The sequence below is a fragment of the Chryseobacterium mulctrae genome (genome assembly GCF_006175945.1).
Lineage (GTDB): Bacteria > Bacteroidota > Bacteroidia > Flavobacteriales > Weeksellaceae > Chryseobacterium > Chryseobacterium mulctrae.
This window is the reverse complement of sequence record NZ_VAJL01000001.1, coordinates 1,638,638-1,656,475: the sequence shown is the minus strand read 5'-3', so window position 1 is coordinate 1,656,475 and position 17,838 is coordinate 1,638,638. Positions and strand designations below refer to the sequence as shown.

The window sequence follows — 17,838 nt, the reverse complement described above, 5'->3', positions numbered from 1 at the left end:
TCACATCGTTTGAAAACTAAAAAACAAAACTATTCGCATCTTTCGTCAAAACAACCTATCGGAATTTTCGATAGTGGAGTGGGAGGTTTAACGGTTGCCAAAGAAATAAAAAGACTTCTTCCTAATGAAGATCTTATTTATTTTGGAGACACCAAACATCTTCCTTATGGTGAAAAATCTAAAGAAGCGATTATAGAATATTCTACGAAAATTTCTAATTTCCTTTTAGAGCAAAACTGCAAAGCGATTGTAATTGCCTGTAATACGGCTACAGCAAATGCTTTGAAGGAAGTAATGTTGTCGGTTGCCGGGAAAGTTCCCGTAATTGACGTTATCAATCCTGTTGCCGAGAAAGTTGCCTATGAAATTCATAATAATGTGGGGGTAATTGCAACGAAAGCGACGGTAAATTCGGGTTTGTACAAGAAAAGCATCCGTAAGCACAATAAGTTTATTAAAGTTGATGAATTGGCGACTCCGCTTTTGGTTCCTGCGATTGAAGAAGGTTTTAAAAATCATCCGATTACGCATTCTATTATTTATAATTATCTGAGTAATGCCAAGTTGAAAAATATTGAAACGTTGATTCTGGGTTGCACGCATTATCCGCTTTTGATCGACGAGATCAAACAGTATTACGGAAACCGCGTTCGTGTGATTGATTCACCGAATATTGTAGCCAATCATTTGACGATTATTTTAGATAAATATCATCTTTTGAATGATAATAATCCGAAGCCGAATTACAAATTTTACCTTTCGGATATTACCAAAAATTTTGAAAAAATCTCCAAGAAATTCTTTGGCAAGACCATCGATTTAGAATTGAAAGTACTATAAAACAAAAAAGACTCTTTATGAGTCTTTTTTTTATTCTGTTATATCGCTGTTTTCGGTTTCTGCTTCCATTTCAGTTTCCTGATAAGGCTCGTAAAAACTGAAGCTTACATTACCGTATTTTCTGGTGAATTTATAATTTGGATGATCAAGTTTTAATCTGCTTTGATGTTCCACAATTAGAATTCCGTTAGGTTTCAGATATTTATTTTTTAAAACTAAAGAAAGCAATTCGTGATACTTTTTTTCTTCAGTTTCAAAAGGAGCATCAGCAAAAACGATTTCGTAAGATTTATTATTTCTGAATTTTTTCAGCCAGTCAAAAACATCGCCTCTTTGCGTATTTACCTGCAAACTCATATCCAGTTCTGAAGCGGTAGCATTGATGAAAGACGTATGTTTTGGGTTCATTTCAACCGAAGTCACATCTTGGCAACCTCTTGAAGCAAATTCAAAAGTAATAGAACCAATTCCTGCAAAAAGATCAAGAACGGAAATCGACTGCATGTCGTAAGTGTTTTCCAAAATACTGAAAAGTGCTTCTTTAGCAAAATCGGTCGTTGGTCTTACGTCAAAGTTTTTGGGAGCGGCTATTTTTTTTGCTTTCCATTTACCGGAAATTATTCTGTACATAAATGTTGGGTGTTAGATGTTGGGTGATGGATGTTTAATGCTTTACGCCTGATAACGGATGTTTGATGTTAATTAAGTTTATTTCTAAAAGCAATGATGTGATTCATCAACTTGTAGGCAAAGTTATAGCAATCCTGAAAACTATTTTCATCAATATAGTTTCTGTTTTTTGCTTTATAAAGACAAGTTACAACTTCGGCAACGGATCTTATTGAATATCCTAAAAATCTTTTGAATTCTAAATTACTTTGTAAAATACTTCCTTCTGATATATTTAATGCTATTGAATCTGAAGCCCGTCTTATTTGTGAAGTTAAGTTGTAGATCTCCTCCTTGGGGAAATTGAGCGTCATTTTGAAAATAGTTTCAGCAAAATTCATAGAATCCTGCCAAATAATTAATTTTTCAAACTTAAAACTCATAACAGAAATATACGAAATAAATTAAACATCAAGCATCGTGCTTCCATCATCCAGCTTAATTAAGGATAAAATTCTTATTCGGGATATTATCAAAAACAACTTTCAGATTTTTTACAAATTTCTGAAGTTCTGAAATGAATGTTTCGTTTTCTGTGGTTTCACCATACACGTAAAAATAGGTGTCGTTTATTCCAAAACCTATTTTACTTAAGGTAAACATCACAAAATACAGAAAATCTACTTCCGAATTAACATCCAGGTTGTTATATAAGATGATTTTTTTATTTGAAATCGCAAAAAACTCACATTGGTTGTGATAAAGATTGATGTGAATTTCTTTATTATTCTTATTGTTGATTGAGTTTAAAAATTTCTCTCCCGAAAAATTAAATTTTACCGGAACTGAAATATCTTTTATTTTATTATAAAATTCTTTTGGAAAAGTATAATAAAACTGAAGCTTAAACTTTTTGTTGACAGATAGCATCAGTTCTGTATTTTCTTTATCAACAGGTGCGTTGAAGGCAATCAAATCATATCCCGAGTCGTGATCTTCATAACCTTCGGGCATTAAAGTAAAATGATTCAACGCAGAAACTACAGAGATTTCGTCATATCTCTGTTTTAGCAATGCATCTTCTAGTTTTCCGGAGATGAAATCCTTGGGCGATTCTTCGTCTACGAAATAAGACTTTTCCTCCAAAACACTTTTGTTTTTGATGATTTGGTAGATCAGTCCGTCTTTGGTAAAAAGTAAATTTAGTACGTTCATATTACAATTGTTGCAAATTTAGTGAAATTCTACCATTACCGCACCCGATTGATGATGAAGTATTTCCTTATTGTAAAAATCCAGACCAGTTTGGCTTTCAAGAACATCAAAAACCATTCTCTGTAAAGTTCCGTCGCCAATTCCGTGTACAATTTCAAGTCTTTTTAAATGATTTTTTCTACAGAAATTAATCGTCTGAATCAGTTTTTCCTTTTGCAGAAATAACCTTTCAAAACTATCGTAATCATGAGGGTTTTTAACTAAGTTTTCAAAATGAAGATCTAAAATTAAAGGGTTTTTATCATGCTTTTTAGAAACTACTTTTTTAGGTTCTGCCTTTTTTATGATTTTAATATTTTCATAAATTTCGGCATCTTTCGGAACCAGTTTGTCTTTCGGGTATTGATAAGTAAAACCGTATTCGTCTTTAAAAACCACAATATTTCCATTCACCGAAGTAATCACTCCGCTTAAATCTTCATCTACTACCGAAACTTTATTGCCAATTTTCATTTTTTTACCACTAATTAACACAAATGTTTTACACAAATTTTCACAAATTATTGGTGTTATTCGTGAAAATATTTGTGGCATTTGTGTTTCAAAATTAAACTTTTGGTCCTAATTCAATCACAGCCAAATCTTTTATTTCTTCTCCATCAATTACAAACTGCATCATCGTTCTCATTTTATGCCAACCTTGCTTTCCGCACGCTCCGGGATTTAGGTGCAATAATTTATTTTTATCATCGTACATCGCTTTCAGAATATGAGAATGCCCTGAAATAAATAGTTTCGGAGCTTTTTCTGAAATCTCTTTCTTGGCTAAAGGAGTATATTTTCCGGGATAACCACCAATGTGAATCATTAAAACTTCTACATTTTCACAAAAAAAGCGATTAACTTCTGGAAATTCAGAGCGGATTTTTGTGCCGTCAATATTTCCGTAAACTCCTTTTAAAGGCTTAATTTTTTCAAGCTGTTCAATAATTTCAAAGCTTCCAAAATCTCCGCAATGCCAAATTTCATCGGCCTGTTTTGCGTAATCTAAAATTCGGTCATCAATATAAGAGTGAGAATCGGAGAGGAGAAGGATTTTGGTCATTTATCTTATTGTTCTTTCAGTAATGTTTTGGTCATATTTCTCTTTGAAGATGGCAAGACGATCAGGATTCAATTCTCCATCATTTGTAAGTACTTTTTCTTTCAAAAGCCATTTTATCAGTTTTTCCATAGACTTTTTAGAATTCATAAAGCTTGCAATTTTATAAAAATCATTAGACTCTACTTTTACTTTTTCGGTCAGAAAATTCAGTACATAATAATCATCATCTTGATATCTTGATGTTTCATTATCCATTTGTCTGTAAAGCAATATTTCATCATCACTTTTCAGATTGTAAAATGAATATTCAACCATATTGATTTTTTCTGCTTTCAAAATTTGTTTTCCATCAAGCAAAACTTTGTCATCTTTAATCTCGACTTCCTGAGTAAAATAAAAATTAAAGCTCAATACTAATAATGAGAATGCCAATAATTTTTTTGTAATCATGTGAATGTTTTTTTTTGCAAATATAAAAATGCTAATTGTTATAATCAGATTTTTTATAGAAGCAATTTATTTTTATTCGATTATCCGTAATGTGTAATGATTGAAAATTACTACAAGCCTTTGCTGAGTGAAACGCCTTTGCGAACCTTAAAAACAGGTTTTATTAAAAAATCTTTGCGCTCTTTGCGTTCAAAAAAAAGGATTGTTGTTAAAAGAGGATAATCCTAATTTTTATTAGATTTTAAGTATTGACGAAATGGGAATTTAATTCTGCTGAATTGATTAAATTTGGGAAAATTTAAAAATAATGAAGCATAACTTATCTTTATTCTTTCTTTTAGTTTCTTTCATCTCTTTTGCACAGGTTGAAGAGAAAAAATTGGACGAACTTATTCAGAATACTTTAAAAACTTTCGATGTTCCTGGAATGTCTGTTGGTGTTATCAAAGATGGAAAAATGATTTACTCTAAAGGTTTTGGAGTACGTTCGTTAACCACAAAACAACCGATGGATGATACAACTTTGGTGGGTATTGCTTCTAATTCCAAGGCTTTCACTTGTGTTGCTTTGGCGATTTTGGCAGACGAAGGAAAACTGAACTGGGACGATAAAGTTTCAAAATATATTCCTGAATTTCAAATGTATGATCCGTATATTTCTCAAAATGTAACGATTAAAGATTTGATTACGCACAGAGCCGGTTTAGGTTTGGGACAGGGAGATTTGATGTTTTTTCCGGAAGGTGGAAATCTTACAGTAAATGATATTGTACACAATGTAAGATATTTAAAACCAGAAAACTCTTTCCGTACAACTTTAGATTATAACAACATTATGTTTATTGTTGCAGGAGAAGTTATTACCAGGATTTCAGGGTTAAGTTGGGTAGATTTTATCGAACAGCGAATTATGAAACCTGTCGGAATGAATTCAAGTTTCGGAAGTTACAACAGAGCAAAGGCTGTTGCTAATAAAATTGATGCGCATGCTCCTGTTGACGGAAAAGCAATTGCAGTTCCTCACGATTGGAACGAAACGGGTAATGCCGCAGGTGGAATTATGAGTAACATTAAAGACATGACAACTTGGGCAGAATTTCTTTTAAATGGATTCACAACGAAAGACGGAAAGAAATTAGTTTCAGATAAAAATATTCAACAGCTTTGGAGTTTGCAGATTCCTGACAGAGTAGCGATGAAAAATCCTTATGATACAAGTTTCTATGGATACGGTTTAGGTTGGTTCTTAAGCGATGTAAAAGGTCATAAACAAGTTCAGCATACAGGTGGATTGATTGGAACAGTAACGCAGTTTACTTTAATTCCGGATATGAAATTAGGAATTGTTGTTTTAACAAACCAACAATCTGGTGCTGCTTTCAACACGATTACAAACACTGTGAAAGATTCTTATTTAGGAATTGCTGATAGAAATTGGCTGAAAACCTACGGTGACAGAATGCAGAAAGTAGAAGCTGAATACAATAAGCAAAAGAAAGAAGCTTTTGCAAAGTCGGATGCTTTCAAAAAAGATAAAAACCTTCAGCCTAAAGCAGAACAGTTTGTCGGAAAATATAATGATATATGGTTTGGTGATGTTGAAATTGCTCAACAAGGAAATGTCTACAGAATTTCTTGTAAAAATTCTCCAAGACTGAAAGGGGAGTTGCTTCCTTTTTCAAACAATACTTTTATTATTAAATGGGATGACAGAAGTTATGATGCCGATGCGTATCTTATTTTTAGCTACGATGAAAACGGAAAAGCAGAATCTGCAAAAATGAAAGCGATTTCAGATATTATAGATTTTAGTTTTGATTTTGATGATCTGGATTTGAGAAGAAAATAATCAATCAACGAATATAAAAAGAGGCTGTTTTTGCAGCCTCTTTTTTGTTAAATTATTTCTTGATAAACTTCTTAGTGATTTCTCCAGTTTTTAGAATGTAATTTCCTGAAGAAAGTTGGCTTACATTGATAAAATTTCTTTCTAATGTTCCTGAATTGATGAGTCTGCCCGTCATGTCAAATATTTGATATTCTTTTGATGGAGCGTTGTAAATATTTAGTCTGTCAATCGCAGGATTTGGATAAATTTTTATTTCTTTTTGATGAGTTGTGTTAAGTTCTGAAACAGAAAGATTAGCTAGATCTACTTTAAATATAGTGTTGGCAAAAAAATCTGTAATATACATGATGTTATCGTGCATTAATAATCCTGAAGGATAATCTAATAAGCTAGACGTTACAGCATCAGAAACTGTTGGACTCAAAACAGAAGTGCTGATTTTTGAAATTTTTGAAGCTCCTGCTTCTGCTATAAATAATTGCTTTCCATTTGATGTAAGACCTGAAGGATAACTCAATCCTTGAGAGACTATCACATTTGTTGCAGAACTGTTATTGAGTTCGAATCTTACAAGTCTTCCGGCAAATCTTTCGGTAATGTAAAGTTGGCTACCAACTACCTCAATCTCAAAAGGACTTGAAACATAAGTAACATCTATTAATTGAGGTGAAGTTTGAGTAACATCTATTTTGGCAACTTTATTATCTCCTTCCAATGCTACGTATAAATCATTTCCGATAAACTCAAGACCTATAGGACTGTTTACGTTAGATATTACGATTTCCGGAACTGTATTTGGATTTGTTAAATTTACTTTGGAAATTTTGTTGCCTCCGAATTCTGAGATATAAAGCATATTGTCTTTTATCGCCAATCCGTAAGGTCTGTTTACTCCCATTGCAACATCAACTGGAGGAGTATTTGGATTGGTAAGATCAAACTTTACAACTTTATCTGAATAATAGTAACCAACATACAAATCGTTACCATCCGCAATCATCGGATTGGGTGTTGTTAAATTGTCTTGAAATACACTTATTGGGGTTTGTGAATAAGTTTTGCTTCCTAGTAATAGAAAGAAAGCGACCAATAAATAAATTTGTCTGTGCATAATAATAGGGTTTAAAATTATATTTTATTTAGAATAAATAAAATCTAGACAAACTTAATTGTTTTATTCGCAACCAGAAAATGTGCAGTCGGTTGCATTCAAAGAAAGAGAAATAACAAAATAATGATATTGTTATTAATCAGTTTTTAAAAATAAATGTACTTTTTAGAAATTAATTTTAAGATATTTTCATTAAAATGAATTAAATTTTCCCCGGCTCATAAAAGAAAAGAAGCTTTTTATTGGCTCCGTCAAACTGCGACCAAGAATCACAATCAATTTGAAAACCTGCAACACCACAAGTCGGAAAATGGAAAACATCCTCAGAAATAGAATTGGCAAAATTGGAAATGCCATTGTTGTGGGAGAAAAACGCAACAGAATTCAAATCATCATTTAAATCATAAATGACAGAATGAAAATTACTTTCAGAAGGATTGTAAAGTTTTTCGTCGGTTCCAAAAGTTAGATTATAGGTTTGATTAAAAATTTTGCAGGTAGATAAAGCTCTTACTGCAGGGCTGGAAATAAAATGATCAATACCGATACTGTTGTTTTTCAGAAATTTAGACATTTTAAGGGCATCTAGCAAACCTTTGTCTGCCAAAGGTCTGTCGAAGTCGCTAGTTTCTTCAGGCCAGTCACTTTTTGCATGTCTTACGAGGATGAGTTGCTTCATAGTCTTGAGTTTGGATAAGATAAAATTAAACAAAAATTAACGGATAAAAAACATGATTTATAAAAAAAACTGTGTTAGGAATATAATGAGTAAAATTTCTTAAATTTGCAGACTTATGGGACAGATCATTGCTATAGACTACGGAAAAGCACGTTGTGGCGTTGCAGCAACCGATGATATGAAGATTATCGCAAGTGGTCTTGATACTGTGGAAACTCGTTTTCTGATGGATTTTTTGAAAAAATACGTTATTGAAAACCGTGTGGAAGAAGTGGTAGTAGGTCTGCCAACAGACTTGAAGGGAAATGTTTCAGAAGTGGAAACCGATATTTTAGGGTTTATAGAAAACTTTAAAAAAGAATTTCCGCAGATTGAAGTTCATCGTTTTGATGAAAGATTTACTTCAAAAATGGCTTCGTTTTTTATTTCGCAAAGTGGAAAAAGTAAAAAACAAAGACAACAAAAAGGATTAATAGATAAAGTAAGTGCAACCATCATATTGCAGAATTTTTTAGAACAAAAAACAAGATGATTTTACCAATAAGAGCTTTTGGAGATCCTGTTTTAAGAAAAACGGGAAAAGAGATAGATAAAAATTATCCGGATCTGCAACAACTGATCGATAATATGTTTGAAACCATGTACGAGGCAAACGGTATTGGTTTGGCGGCACCTCAGATTGGTTTAGACCTCAGATTGTTTATCGTAGATGTTACGCCTTTGGCAGAAGATGAAGATTACGAAGATATTGCTGAAGAGCTGAAAGACTTTAAAAAAGTTTTCATCAATGCTCAAATTCTTGAAGAATCTGGCGAAGAATGGAAGTTTAACGAAGGCTGTCTTTCGATTCCGGATGTAAGAGAAGATGTGAAAAGAAAAAGTACCATCCTGATCGAATATTATGACGAAAATTTTGTGAAGCATACCGAAACTTTTTCCGATATTAGAGCCCGCGTAATTCAGCACGAATATGATCATATTGAAGGGACCCTTTTCACCGATCACTTAAGTGCTTTGAAGAAAAAGCTGGTAAAAGGAAAACTTACAAAGATCACTCAGGGAGAAGTGTCTATAGGTTACAAAATGAGATTTCCAAAATAATTTAAACTAAGAAATATATTATTATAAAAAGCGTTATAGCTTTTACTGAAATTAAAAAAATAAAATTATGCTGTTAGAAAAAATAATTTCAATCTCTGGGAAACCAGGTCTTTACAAATTGGTATCGCAGTTGAAAAACGGATTCATCATTGAAGAAGTTACTACCAAAAAGAAAGTGAGCATCGGTAATTCAAGCCAGGTAAGCTTGTTAGATAATATCGCAATGTTTACTTTTGATAAAGAAGTTCCTTTGTTTGAGGTTTTTGAAAATATTGCTAAAAATTACGATTACAAAGAGACGATCAATCACAAATCTTCAGAAGCTGAATTAGCTGAATTTATGGTTGCATCTCTTCCAAACTACGATACAGAAAGAGTTTACAATTCTGATATTAAGAAATTGGCTCAGTGGTACAACATCCTTCACAAAGCGGGATACATCACTCCTGAAAGTTTTGTAAAAGCAGAAGCAGAAACTACAGAAGGCGAAGCAGCTGTTGAAAAAGAAGCTCCAAAAAAGGCAGCTCCAAAAGCAGACAAACCTGCAACCCCAAAAGTAAAAGCAAGTACAGGAGCTAAAGCAGCTACAAAAAGTACACACAGAAAAATGGGATAATTTAGTTTATCCTTATTAATACAAAACCTTGTCAGCAATGATGAGGTTTTTTGTTTTATGGCGACTAAATTTGACTTAGGAAAATGGAGCGTTAAGAAAATTAAAAGTTATTCCGTTAAAAAAATCCCATTGTTTGAAGCGCGACACAACTATTGAATCAAAAAACAATTCACAACTCGCGCAAGTTTTGGGTATTTTAGGAATAACTTTTAATTTTTAGCGGAAGTTTCCAAGTCTTGAACTTTTGGTTCTTTTGTTTCAAGACAAAAGAACTAATAAAGATTTACCTTAAATTTGCATTAATTTCAATCTCAATTATGAATACCAGACAGGAAAAACTTGAAGCTTTCGGAAGACTTTTAGATATTATGGATGACCTTCGTGAAAAATGTCCGTGGGATCAGAAACAGACGCTTCAGACACTTCGTCATTTAACGTTGGAAGAAACATATGAACTTTCTGATGCGCTTTTGCAGGAAGATCTTACTGAGATCAAAAAAGAACTTGGCGATGTGCTTCTGCATTTGGTTTTTTATGCTAAAATAGGTTCAGAAAAGGGAAGTTTTGATATTGCCGATGTTATCAATTCGTTAAATGAAAAACTGATTTTCCGTCATCCACATATTTATGGAGATACCGAAGTGAAAGATGAAGAAGAAGTAAAGCAAAATTGGGAAAAACTGAAACTGAAAGAAGGCAACAAATCTATTCTGGGTGGCGTTCCTAAAGGATTGCCAAGTATGGTAAAAGCATATAGAATTCAAGATAAAGTAAAAGGAATTGGTTTTGAATTTCATGATGCTGAAGATGCCTGGAAAAAAGTGGATGAAGAGATCAACGAGTTTCATGCAGAAACCGATTCAGATAAAAAAGAGCAGGAATTGGGAGATGTATTTTTCTCATTAATCAATTACGCAAGAATTTCAGGTTTAAATCCTGATTCAGCTTTAGAAAGAACTAATCTGAAATTTATTACAAGATTTCAGAAAATGGAACAGCTTGCAGCTGAGGCAGATTTAAAATTAGCTGAAATAACTTTGGAAGAAATGGATGTTCTCTGGGAAAAAGCAAAACGTTTTGAATAAATGAAAGTCGATCACCCTGTAAGAAACCGGTTTCAATATCTTATTGAAATGAAGAAAACCGAGCGAAAATGGCATTTCCCATTTCTTGCTGCATTGTGCATTGGTATTCCGCTTTTATTAGGCTGGTTTTCAGAGAAACCAAATTACGGAAGTCTTTCGAGTTTGGGAGCGTTGACTATATTGTATTTTACAACGGCTCCAATCAGTCAGCGAATGATTCATTTGGCGGTTTGTGCTTTCGGGATTATATTTTCGTTTACCATCAGTCTTTTTTTTAGTTTTAATATTTATACAGCGGCTTTATCTTTCGGGATCGTCTCTTTTCTATCGCATTTTATAACGTCTTATTTTAAAATTCCACCGCCGGGAAATTTTTTCTTTATTATGTTGGCGGCGATGGCAAGTACGTATCAGTTTGATTTGGAAATGATTCCTATAAGAGTTGGTTTGGTAACAATGGGCGCTATTTTGTCGTGCTCATTGGCTTTTCTCTATTCAGTTTTTATTGAAAAAAGTGAAGTGGTAAATGTTCCAAGAAGAGTTTTTAAGAAAAAAAGATACACGAAATTTGTTGAAAGTACGATTATAGGTTTAATTATGATGCTGACTTTAATTGTCGGTCATCTTTTAAAATTTCAAAATACATATTGGATTTCTATTTCAACAGTAGCAATTATTCAGGGACGAAATTTCGAACATGTGCGACAAAGAAATATGCACCGTATTTTCGGAACTTTCATTGGTTTGGGTTTAGCATGGCTGATTCTGCTTTTTGACCCCGAAAAAATTGTAATGATAGGAATTATTGTAGTTTTACAGTTCGTTGTTGAGTTGATGATTGTAAGAAATTATGGTTTTGCTGTTATCTTTATTACGCCACTTACTTTGCTTTTAATAGAAGTGGGAAGTACCGTTCATCATCAGGTTGAAAACTTAATGGAGGCAAGATTACTCGACACTATTATTGGAAGTTTAATGGGATTGGTTGCTGGTTTTTTTCTTCATCACCAACAAATGATCAATCAATTGGAGAAAAATATCAGATATTCTTTCTTTCAGTTTAAAAAATTAAAAAAATAAAATTATGCGCATTCTCGTTGTATTTGCTGTTATGCTAATGAGCTGCAATCCGAAAGCTCAAGATTCGGTAACAAAATCGCAGGAAGATTTGAAAACAGAATTTTCACTCCCAAAAAAGCTGAAAGAAGTTTCAGGAATTACTCTTTCTCAAGACCAGAAAACCATTTGGGCTATTGAAGATGCGGGAAATAAAAATGTAGTTTACGGGCTCAACAGACAAGGCGAGTTGGTTAATGATGTTCTTGTAGAAAATGCTGAAAATAACGACTGGGAAGATATCACAAAAGATGCTGCCGGAAATATTTACATCGGGGATTTTGGAAATAATGAAAACGACAGACAGAACCTTTCGATCTTAAAGTTAGATTTAAAAAATGATTCTCAGAAATCGACAAAGGTTATTCAGACCACAAAATTCCATTATGAAGGGCAGACTGAATTTCCTCCTAAAAAATCTAATTTACTGTACGATTGCGAAGCTTTTGTAGAAAAAGACGGAAGCTTTTATCTATTTACAAAAAACAGAAGTAAAGGTTTTGACGGAACTTTTCTTGTTTTCCAGATTCCAAATAAAGAAGGTGATTTTGAAGCAAAATTAATTGGAAAACTAAAGCTTGAAGGAGGTTACAGTGATGCAGCCATTACATCAGCTGCGATTAATTCTAAAAATGAAATTGTGCTTTTAACGCATAAAAACATTCACGTACTTTCAGGATTTACAGCCAATGATTTTAATTCAGCTAAAATTCAGAAACTCCCTTTAAACCACAATTCACAAAAAGAAGCTGTGGTTTTCGTTGATGATAAAACTTTGCTGATTGCCGACGAAAAAGATAAAAAAGAAGGTGGAAATGTATATCAGTTTTCTCTTAAATAAATTATTTTTATTTTAAAAATGATGGAAAGATTGAACTCCTACGGAGTTCTAATTTTAGAATCTTGCTATTATTCTACAAAGGTATGGCTGTTGCTCCGGAGCCATTTTGGAAAGTAAACTAATCGCAAAATAAAACCCGCAGAAAGCTCTGCGGGTTTTATTTTAAATTTATTTTTTTGTTTCAAGACAAAAGAAAAGAGTTTTACATTTGAGATTCTTCACTCCGCTTTGCTCCATTCAGAAAGACAAACTGGGCTTTTAAATTTTCAGTTTAATAAAAAGGTCAATAACCGTTAAAAACTCAAACCTACACCGCCGGAAATTCTTCCGCCATCTTCACCGGTAAAGTAATCGATTCTTGCCGAAAAAGTTTCGAGAATATTCATCCAAAATCCTCCACCAACACCTTGATGCCATTTGTCTGATTGTTTATTATCAATCCACACTCTTCCCACATCATAGCCAACCAGAATTCCCATATTGACCGGAACGATATTGTTTTTCACACGACCAAAATCCCAACGGATTTCAGAGTTGTTGACAAAATATGATTTCCCGGCAAATCTTTCGTTTCTGTAAGCACGCATTGCGTTGTTTCCACCAATGGCTGCAGCCTGATAAAACTCAAAATTATTGTTGTTGATAATCATGGCATTGGAAGAGTTGGCAAAAACAAATCTTCCTTGTTTATCGATTCTGCGGAACAGGTTTAATGTTCCTTTAAAAGAGGCAAAGTTTTGGTTAAATTCTGAAAGATTGGCTTTCCAGTCTGCATTTAAAATTATTTCTAAACCTAAAGTAGGGAAGGCATTATTATCAAAGTTTTTAAAACTGAAAGTATAATTAGCTCCTGCAAACTGTTGTCCGTTAAAAACTTCAGGATTGACTTCCGGAGATGCTGCAACGAAACGATCTTCATTCAACTGCACTTTAGAATGCTCAAAATTCAACTGGAACTGATGCTTCAGATTCAGCCAGCTTGTTTTTGAGATCGATGGAGCAAATTTAAACTGAGAAATTCGTACCCTGTTAAAGTCTTTACTCACGTCATCTTTTTCATATACCGTTTCATTACCCAAACCAAAGAATGTTCTCGCAAAAAATGGAGTAGTGTAGGTTGCATCAATTCCGGCATCCCATCCTGCAATCGCTTTTTTGAAGGTTCCTTTGTAGCCCACATTAAATCCGCCTGTTAAAGTATAATAATTGGCACTTATACTGTGTTTCTGAGTAAAACGATCACGAATAAAATTATTGACCGTATAATTGGCTACAATTCCCAAAATTACACCGTCATCGGGGTTGTAATTGGCCATCGGATAACCCGCAAAGAAATTGAATTTAGGATGCTTCCAATTGTAGGTGTTGATGTCATAATCATCACTGATGTGTTTTGCTGCTCCTTCGGTTTCGTACGTATTTTTCTGAGATTTAAAATCATAAATCTTTACGTTTCTTCCGTTGGATACATTGTACACATCGTGATTATATCCACCAATCAGTCTGATGTTTGTTTTAGATTTTCCGTCACCTGAAACTTCATAGATATCATCATCATCCAATCCGTAGATCCAAAGTTCTTTGGTCTTTTTTCCATCGTAAGATTTTTCAAAAACCAGTTCTTCGGTTTTATCTTTATTAATTTTGTATTGCTTTACATCAACTGAGTTTCCATTTTTTACAATGACAAACTTGTCTGGGCTGAGAGTACCTACCAACGGAACTTTTTCCTGAAGAATATGATAATATTCTACGGCATTAGCTTCGATTTTTTCTTTTCTGAGTTTTAATTTTCTCTGAATATCGGCAATGGTTTCATCCTGAACTTCCTTCGGAAGGTTTTTAAAAGCAACATCAATATCAGCATCTGTAAGATTTTGCTGAATAAATTTTGCCTGTTCGCTCCAGTTTTTTTCAGTAGAACCTTTCAGGAAAATTAAATCCAAAGGATAAGGTTCCATATTTACCCAACGTACATTTTTTATTTCATCTTTAAAAGATTTCATGTGGCGAATCATCGGGATGTTCATAATGAAGGTAAACGCAGCGCCATCGTAGGTACTGAAAGCCTGATCTCTGTCTCTTGGAATAGGTTTGTAAATAACCTTATTTCCTGTTTTATATTCTGCCCATTTCCATTGATCTTCATGTCTGTCCCAATCGCCGATCAGCATATCAAAAATCCTTGCTCTGATGTATAAATCCTGGTCAACCGAGTATTTGCTGTCTTTTCGCATATTTTTCAGAACATCCGATGTTGAAAGAATATCAGTAGCATTATCTAGCGACTGTAAGGTTTTGGGATCAGAAGAAAAGCGTTCTTCAATCATGTATAATTCATCCCCGTAATTTTTGTTATAACGCCCCAAAGATTTTTGTTTCGGGATATAAAATAACTCAGGATTACTGTGAAAAATCCCAAGTTTATCGATCATATTATTAACCGCAAATCCGGTAAAAGGATGATTGGTCGTATAAAAATCGAGTAGAAATCTTTCAGGGAACGTGTTGTTTAATTCGTTTCCGAAATCATTTTTCTTAAAAGCCTGAGCGTTGAGAAAACGAACTGCGCTTTTTTTGATTCCGCGCATTACAAATTCCTGTCCGTCATTGGTTTTCAGACGAAGACTATTTGACTGGTTTCCGCCACCTTCTCTGAAAGGAGAATAACCAGGATTCATATCAGAAAGATCTTTCGTTTTTGCTTCAATCGGAAGAGCATAATATTTTCTGTAATGATCTCCCCAAAGCCAGCGGTAAATTCTCCCTTTTTTAGTAAGCTTTTCAGCATAAACTGTTGAAGTGTAGGTTGCTGGAAGTGAGCTTGGAAAATTATTTTCAAATACTTGAGGTTGAGGAATTACTGAAATTTGCGTCAGTTTTTTAAGCTCATTGTTTTTTGTTGAAAAATATTCTACATCTGAACTTAAATCTTTTCTGAGATTTAAAACAGCAAAACCACTTCCGCCGTAAGAAAAATCGGTTTTGTTAACAATCGTGGCGGGATCTGTTTTTGAACCTGCTCCGCTGATGATTTGCCTGATATTGTTGTCTGCATGATACTGCAGGTTATGATCGTGTCCTGAAACGAAAATCACATTTTCTTTATCCTGAACAATACTTTTTAGTCTGTTGGCAAAATCTGCATAATGTCTGTTGTTGATGTCTTCCATGCTTGCTCCGGAAGAACTTCTCAATGTTGTAAGTACAGTGGCAACTCCCGGAATCGGAACTTTCCCGTTAAATGCTGAAAGATGAGATTTTGTAGAATTAAATCCGGCATGAACTCCGGAACTGATTACCGGATGATGAAGCGCAACAATAATTCTTTTATCCTGATTTTTTGTAATTAAATCTTTGAACTCGGTATAAAAATCGTCTCTGGTTTTAATATCACAACCTTTATTGATTCCAGGATATTTATCCCAATTTATTAAAGCCCATTCAGAATCGATAATGATAAGTTTGATGTCTTTGGTTAAATTAATATCATCAATCGGGCAAGAATTTTTAGGAAGAAAAGATTTTTTATCGTTCAGATAGGTTTTTACAAAATCTTCCTGAGCTTTTAGACCATCCAAACCGTGATACCAATCGTGATTTCCGGGGATAATCAAAGTTTTACCTTTGAAGTTTTTGGTAATTGCCAGTTGGTTTTCCATTTTTTCTTTTGCCAAAGGATAATCTTTATCACTTTCTTTTGGCATTCCCAAAGGATAAATATTATCTCCCAAAAAGATGAGCATCGAATTGCTGTTGGCAGAATCTATCTTGTTCTTAAGAAAATTCAACGTTTGCTGAGCCTGAATTTCTTCTGAGTTTCCGGCATCACCTACTAGGAAAATCTGAAAATCATTATCAGTTTTCAGCTCAGATTTTGATACTTCATGTAAGTTTTTGCCCTTTTTTACGTTGTAGGTAGCACAAGATAAAAGAAGTCCCGAAAGGAGAAACGTTTTTCCTGCCGGTGATATTTTTTTTAAATAAGATTTAAAGGATAAATTCATACATTTACATTAAGAAAAATTCTGTGATGAGCACCTTAGACAAAGCTAAAAATTATGTTGAAAACTTATTCAAAGATAAACTATCTTCTGTTTACTTTTACCATAATTTTATTCATACCACATATGCCGTTCAGAAAGCAGATGAAATCATAAAGCATACCAATTTATCTGAAGTTGACAGAGAAAAGGTGTTGCTTGCGTTGTGGTTTCATGATGTTGGTTTTACAGATTGTAATGCTGAAGGGCATGAAGAAAGGGGAGCCGCTATTATGAAAGATTTTCTTAAAAAAGATAATTTTTCGGAAGAATATATAAATGAAGTTTCCAGATTGATTCTTTCTACAGAAAAATACCATCAGCCTCAAGATCTTTTAGAAATGATTATGAAAGATGCTGATTTCAGTCATTTTGCAAGTCCATTTTACAATGATTCTGCGGAAGCTTTGCGTAAAGAATGGGAACTGACAGGCGGAATGTGTTTTTCTAATGATGAATGGAATGAGATGAATGTAGATTTTCTTAAAAACAAACATAAGTATTTCACCGATTATGCCAAAGAAAACTGGGAGCCACTCAAACTGAAAAATGTAAAAAAATTGGAAAAGAAGATGGATAAAATGGGCAAAGAAGAGAAACCCAAAAAAGAAAATTCAGAAAAAAAAGATCAGAAATCTGACAGAAGTGTAGATACGCTTTTCAGAGTTACTTTGAATAATCATACAAGACTGAGCGATATTGCAGATAGTAAAGCCAATATTTTGCTTTCGGTCAATGCAATTATTATTTCGGTTTGCCTTTCTGTTTTGGTCCCGAAATTAGATACTCCGAAGAATGCGCATTTGATTATTCCTACATTTTTTCTGTTGATCTCAAGTGTTTTAACGATAATTTTTGCGATTCTTTCTACAAAACCCAATGTTACGAAGACTACTTTTACCAATCAGGATATTAAAGACCGTAAAGTAAACCTTTTGTTTTTCGGAAACTTCCATCAAATGGAATTTAATCATTATCTGAGCTCGATGCATGATCTCATCAAAGACAGAGATTATATTTACGATTCTATGGTGAAAGATCTATACTATCTTGGAAAAGTTTTAGACAGAAAATATAAGCTTCTTTCGGTTACGTATCAGATTTTTATGGCAGGAATTATAATTTCTGTACTGTCTTTTGCGTATGCTTTTCTTACGCTTTAATTAAAAAAAACTGCA

18 protein-coding genes are annotated in these 17,838 nt (G+C 33.5%); 9 read left to right on the top strand and 9 right to left on the bottom strand.

What is annotated here, in order from left to right; all coding sequences use genetic code 11:
* Window positions 1-9 precede the first annotated feature (9 nt).
* Window positions 10-840 carry a glutamate racemase gene (gene murI, locus FDY99_RS07360; protein ID WP_139420387.1) on the top strand — a complete coding sequence of 277 codons (831 nt, stop codon included), beginning with the start codon at window positions 10-12 and terminating at the stop codon, window positions 838-840.
* A 30-nt stretch (window positions 841-870) separates the two neighbouring features.
* Here the strand turns inward: murI and FDY99_RS07355 are convergent, their stop codons facing one another.
* The 6 genes from FDY99_RS07355 to FDY99_RS07330 all read right to left on the bottom strand — a co-directional run bounded on the left by FDY99_RS07355 (window position 871) and on the right by FDY99_RS07330 (window position 4,219).
* Complete coding sequence (locus tag FDY99_RS07355) at window positions 871-1,470, bottom strand: RsmD family RNA methyltransferase (RefSeq protein WP_139420384.1); 600 nt, start codon at window positions 1,468-1,470, stop codon at window positions 871-873.
* Window positions 1,471-1,538: 68 nt separating this feature from the next.
* The gene (locus tag FDY99_RS07350) at window positions 1,539-1,892 is read right to left on the bottom strand and encodes a four helix bundle protein (protein ID WP_139420383.1); all 354 of its coding nucleotides are present in this window, start codon (window positions 1,890-1,892) and stop codon (window positions 1,539-1,541) included.
* A gap of 55 nt (window positions 1,893-1,947) precedes the next feature.
* Window positions 1,948-2,664, bottom strand: a complete 717-nt coding sequence (locus FDY99_RS07345; protein ID WP_139420381.1) for a DUF3822 family protein — start codon at window positions 2,662-2,664, stop codon at window positions 1,948-1,950.
* Window positions 2,665-2,682: 18 nt separating this feature from the next.
* The gene (locus tag FDY99_RS07340) at window positions 2,683-3,177 is read right to left on the bottom strand and encodes a Smr/MutS family protein (protein WP_139420379.1); all 495 of its coding nucleotides are present in this window, start codon (window positions 3,175-3,177) and stop codon (window positions 2,683-2,685) included.
* Between the two features lie 94 nt (window positions 3,178-3,271).
* Window positions 3,272-3,769, bottom strand: a complete 498-nt coding sequence (locus FDY99_RS07335) for a metallophosphoesterase family protein (protein ID WP_079463903.1) — start codon at window positions 3,767-3,769, stop codon at window positions 3,272-3,274.
* Window positions 3,770-4,219 (bottom strand): hypothetical protein, encoded by a 450-nt coding sequence (locus FDY99_RS07330; RefSeq protein ID WP_139420377.1) that lies wholly within the window; start codon window positions 4,217-4,219, stop codon window positions 3,770-3,772.
* Window positions 4,220-4,526: 307 nt separating this feature from the next.
* On the opposite strand from FDY99_RS07330, the gene FDY99_RS07325 reads away from it, so the two are divergent.
* Entirely contained in the window at window positions 4,527-6,068 is a 1,542-nt protein-coding gene (locus FDY99_RS07325) for a serine hydrolase (protein WP_139420375.1), read from the top strand.
* 52 nt (window positions 6,069-6,120) lie between these two features.
* Here the strand turns inward: FDY99_RS07325 and FDY99_RS07320 are convergent, their stop codons facing one another.
* Together FDY99_RS07320 and FDY99_RS07315 are read right to left on the bottom strand one after the other, a co-directional pair.
* On the bottom strand, window positions 6,121-7,179 hold the full coding sequence (locus FDY99_RS07320) for a T9SS type A sorting domain-containing protein (protein WP_139420373.1): 1,059 nt from the start codon (window positions 7,177-7,179) through the stop codon (window positions 6,121-6,123).
* Between the two features lie 202 nt (window positions 7,180-7,381).
* Entirely contained in the window at window positions 7,382-7,858 is a 477-nt protein-coding gene (locus tag FDY99_RS07315) for a SixA phosphatase family protein (protein WP_139420371.1), read from the bottom strand.
* 115 nt (window positions 7,859-7,973) lie between these two features.
* Here FDY99_RS07315 and ruvX point away from each other — a divergent pair, with 115 nt between their 5' ends.
* The 6 genes from ruvX to FDY99_RS07285 all read left to right on the top strand — a co-directional run bounded on the left by ruvX (window position 7,974) and on the right by FDY99_RS07285 (window position 12,617).
* Entirely contained in the window at window positions 7,974-8,390 is a 417-nt protein-coding gene (ruvX, locus tag FDY99_RS07310) for a Holliday junction resolvase RuvX (protein WP_139420369.1), read from the top strand.
* A complete protein-coding gene (def, locus tag FDY99_RS07305) occupies window positions 8,387-8,959 on the top strand; it encodes a peptide deformylase (protein WP_074231106.1) in 573 nt (190 codons plus the stop codon). Before ruvX ends, def begins: the two co-directional genes overlap by 4 nt.
* Window positions 8,960-9,026: 67 nt before the next feature.
* Entirely contained in the window at window positions 9,027-9,575 is a 549-nt protein-coding gene (locus FDY99_RS07300) for a DUF5606 family protein (RefSeq protein WP_139420367.1), read from the top strand.
* A gap of 317 nt (window positions 9,576-9,892) precedes the next feature.
* Entirely contained in the window at window positions 9,893-10,660 is a 768-nt protein-coding gene (mazG, locus tag FDY99_RS07295; RefSeq protein ID WP_139420365.1) for a nucleoside triphosphate pyrophosphohydrolase, read from the top strand.
* The gene (locus FDY99_RS07290; RefSeq protein WP_139420363.1) at window positions 10,661-11,740 is read left to right on the top strand and encodes an FUSC family protein; all 1,080 of its coding nucleotides are present in this window, start codon (window positions 10,661-10,663) and stop codon (window positions 11,738-11,740) included.
* Window positions 11,741-11,744: 4 nt separating this feature from the next.
* The gene (locus tag FDY99_RS07285; RefSeq protein WP_139420360.1) at window positions 11,745-12,617 is read left to right on the top strand and encodes a hypothetical protein; all 873 of its coding nucleotides are present in this window, start codon (window positions 11,745-11,747) and stop codon (window positions 12,615-12,617) included.
* 293 nt (window positions 12,618-12,910) lie between these two features.
* On the opposite strand, the gene FDY99_RS07280 is transcribed toward FDY99_RS07285, so the two are convergent.
* A complete protein-coding gene (locus tag FDY99_RS07280; protein ID WP_139420358.1) occupies window positions 12,911-16,624 on the bottom strand; it encodes a metallophosphoesterase in 3,714 nt (1,237 codons plus the stop codon).
* A 26-nt stretch (window positions 16,625-16,650) separates the two neighbouring features.
* Here FDY99_RS07280 and FDY99_RS07275 point away from each other — a divergent pair, with 26 nt between their 5' ends.
* Window positions 16,651-17,823 (top strand): Pycsar system effector family protein, encoded by a 1,173-nt coding sequence (locus FDY99_RS07275; protein ID WP_139420356.1) that lies wholly within the window; start codon window positions 16,651-16,653, stop codon window positions 17,821-17,823.
* Window positions 17,824-17,838 lie beyond the last annotated feature (15 nt).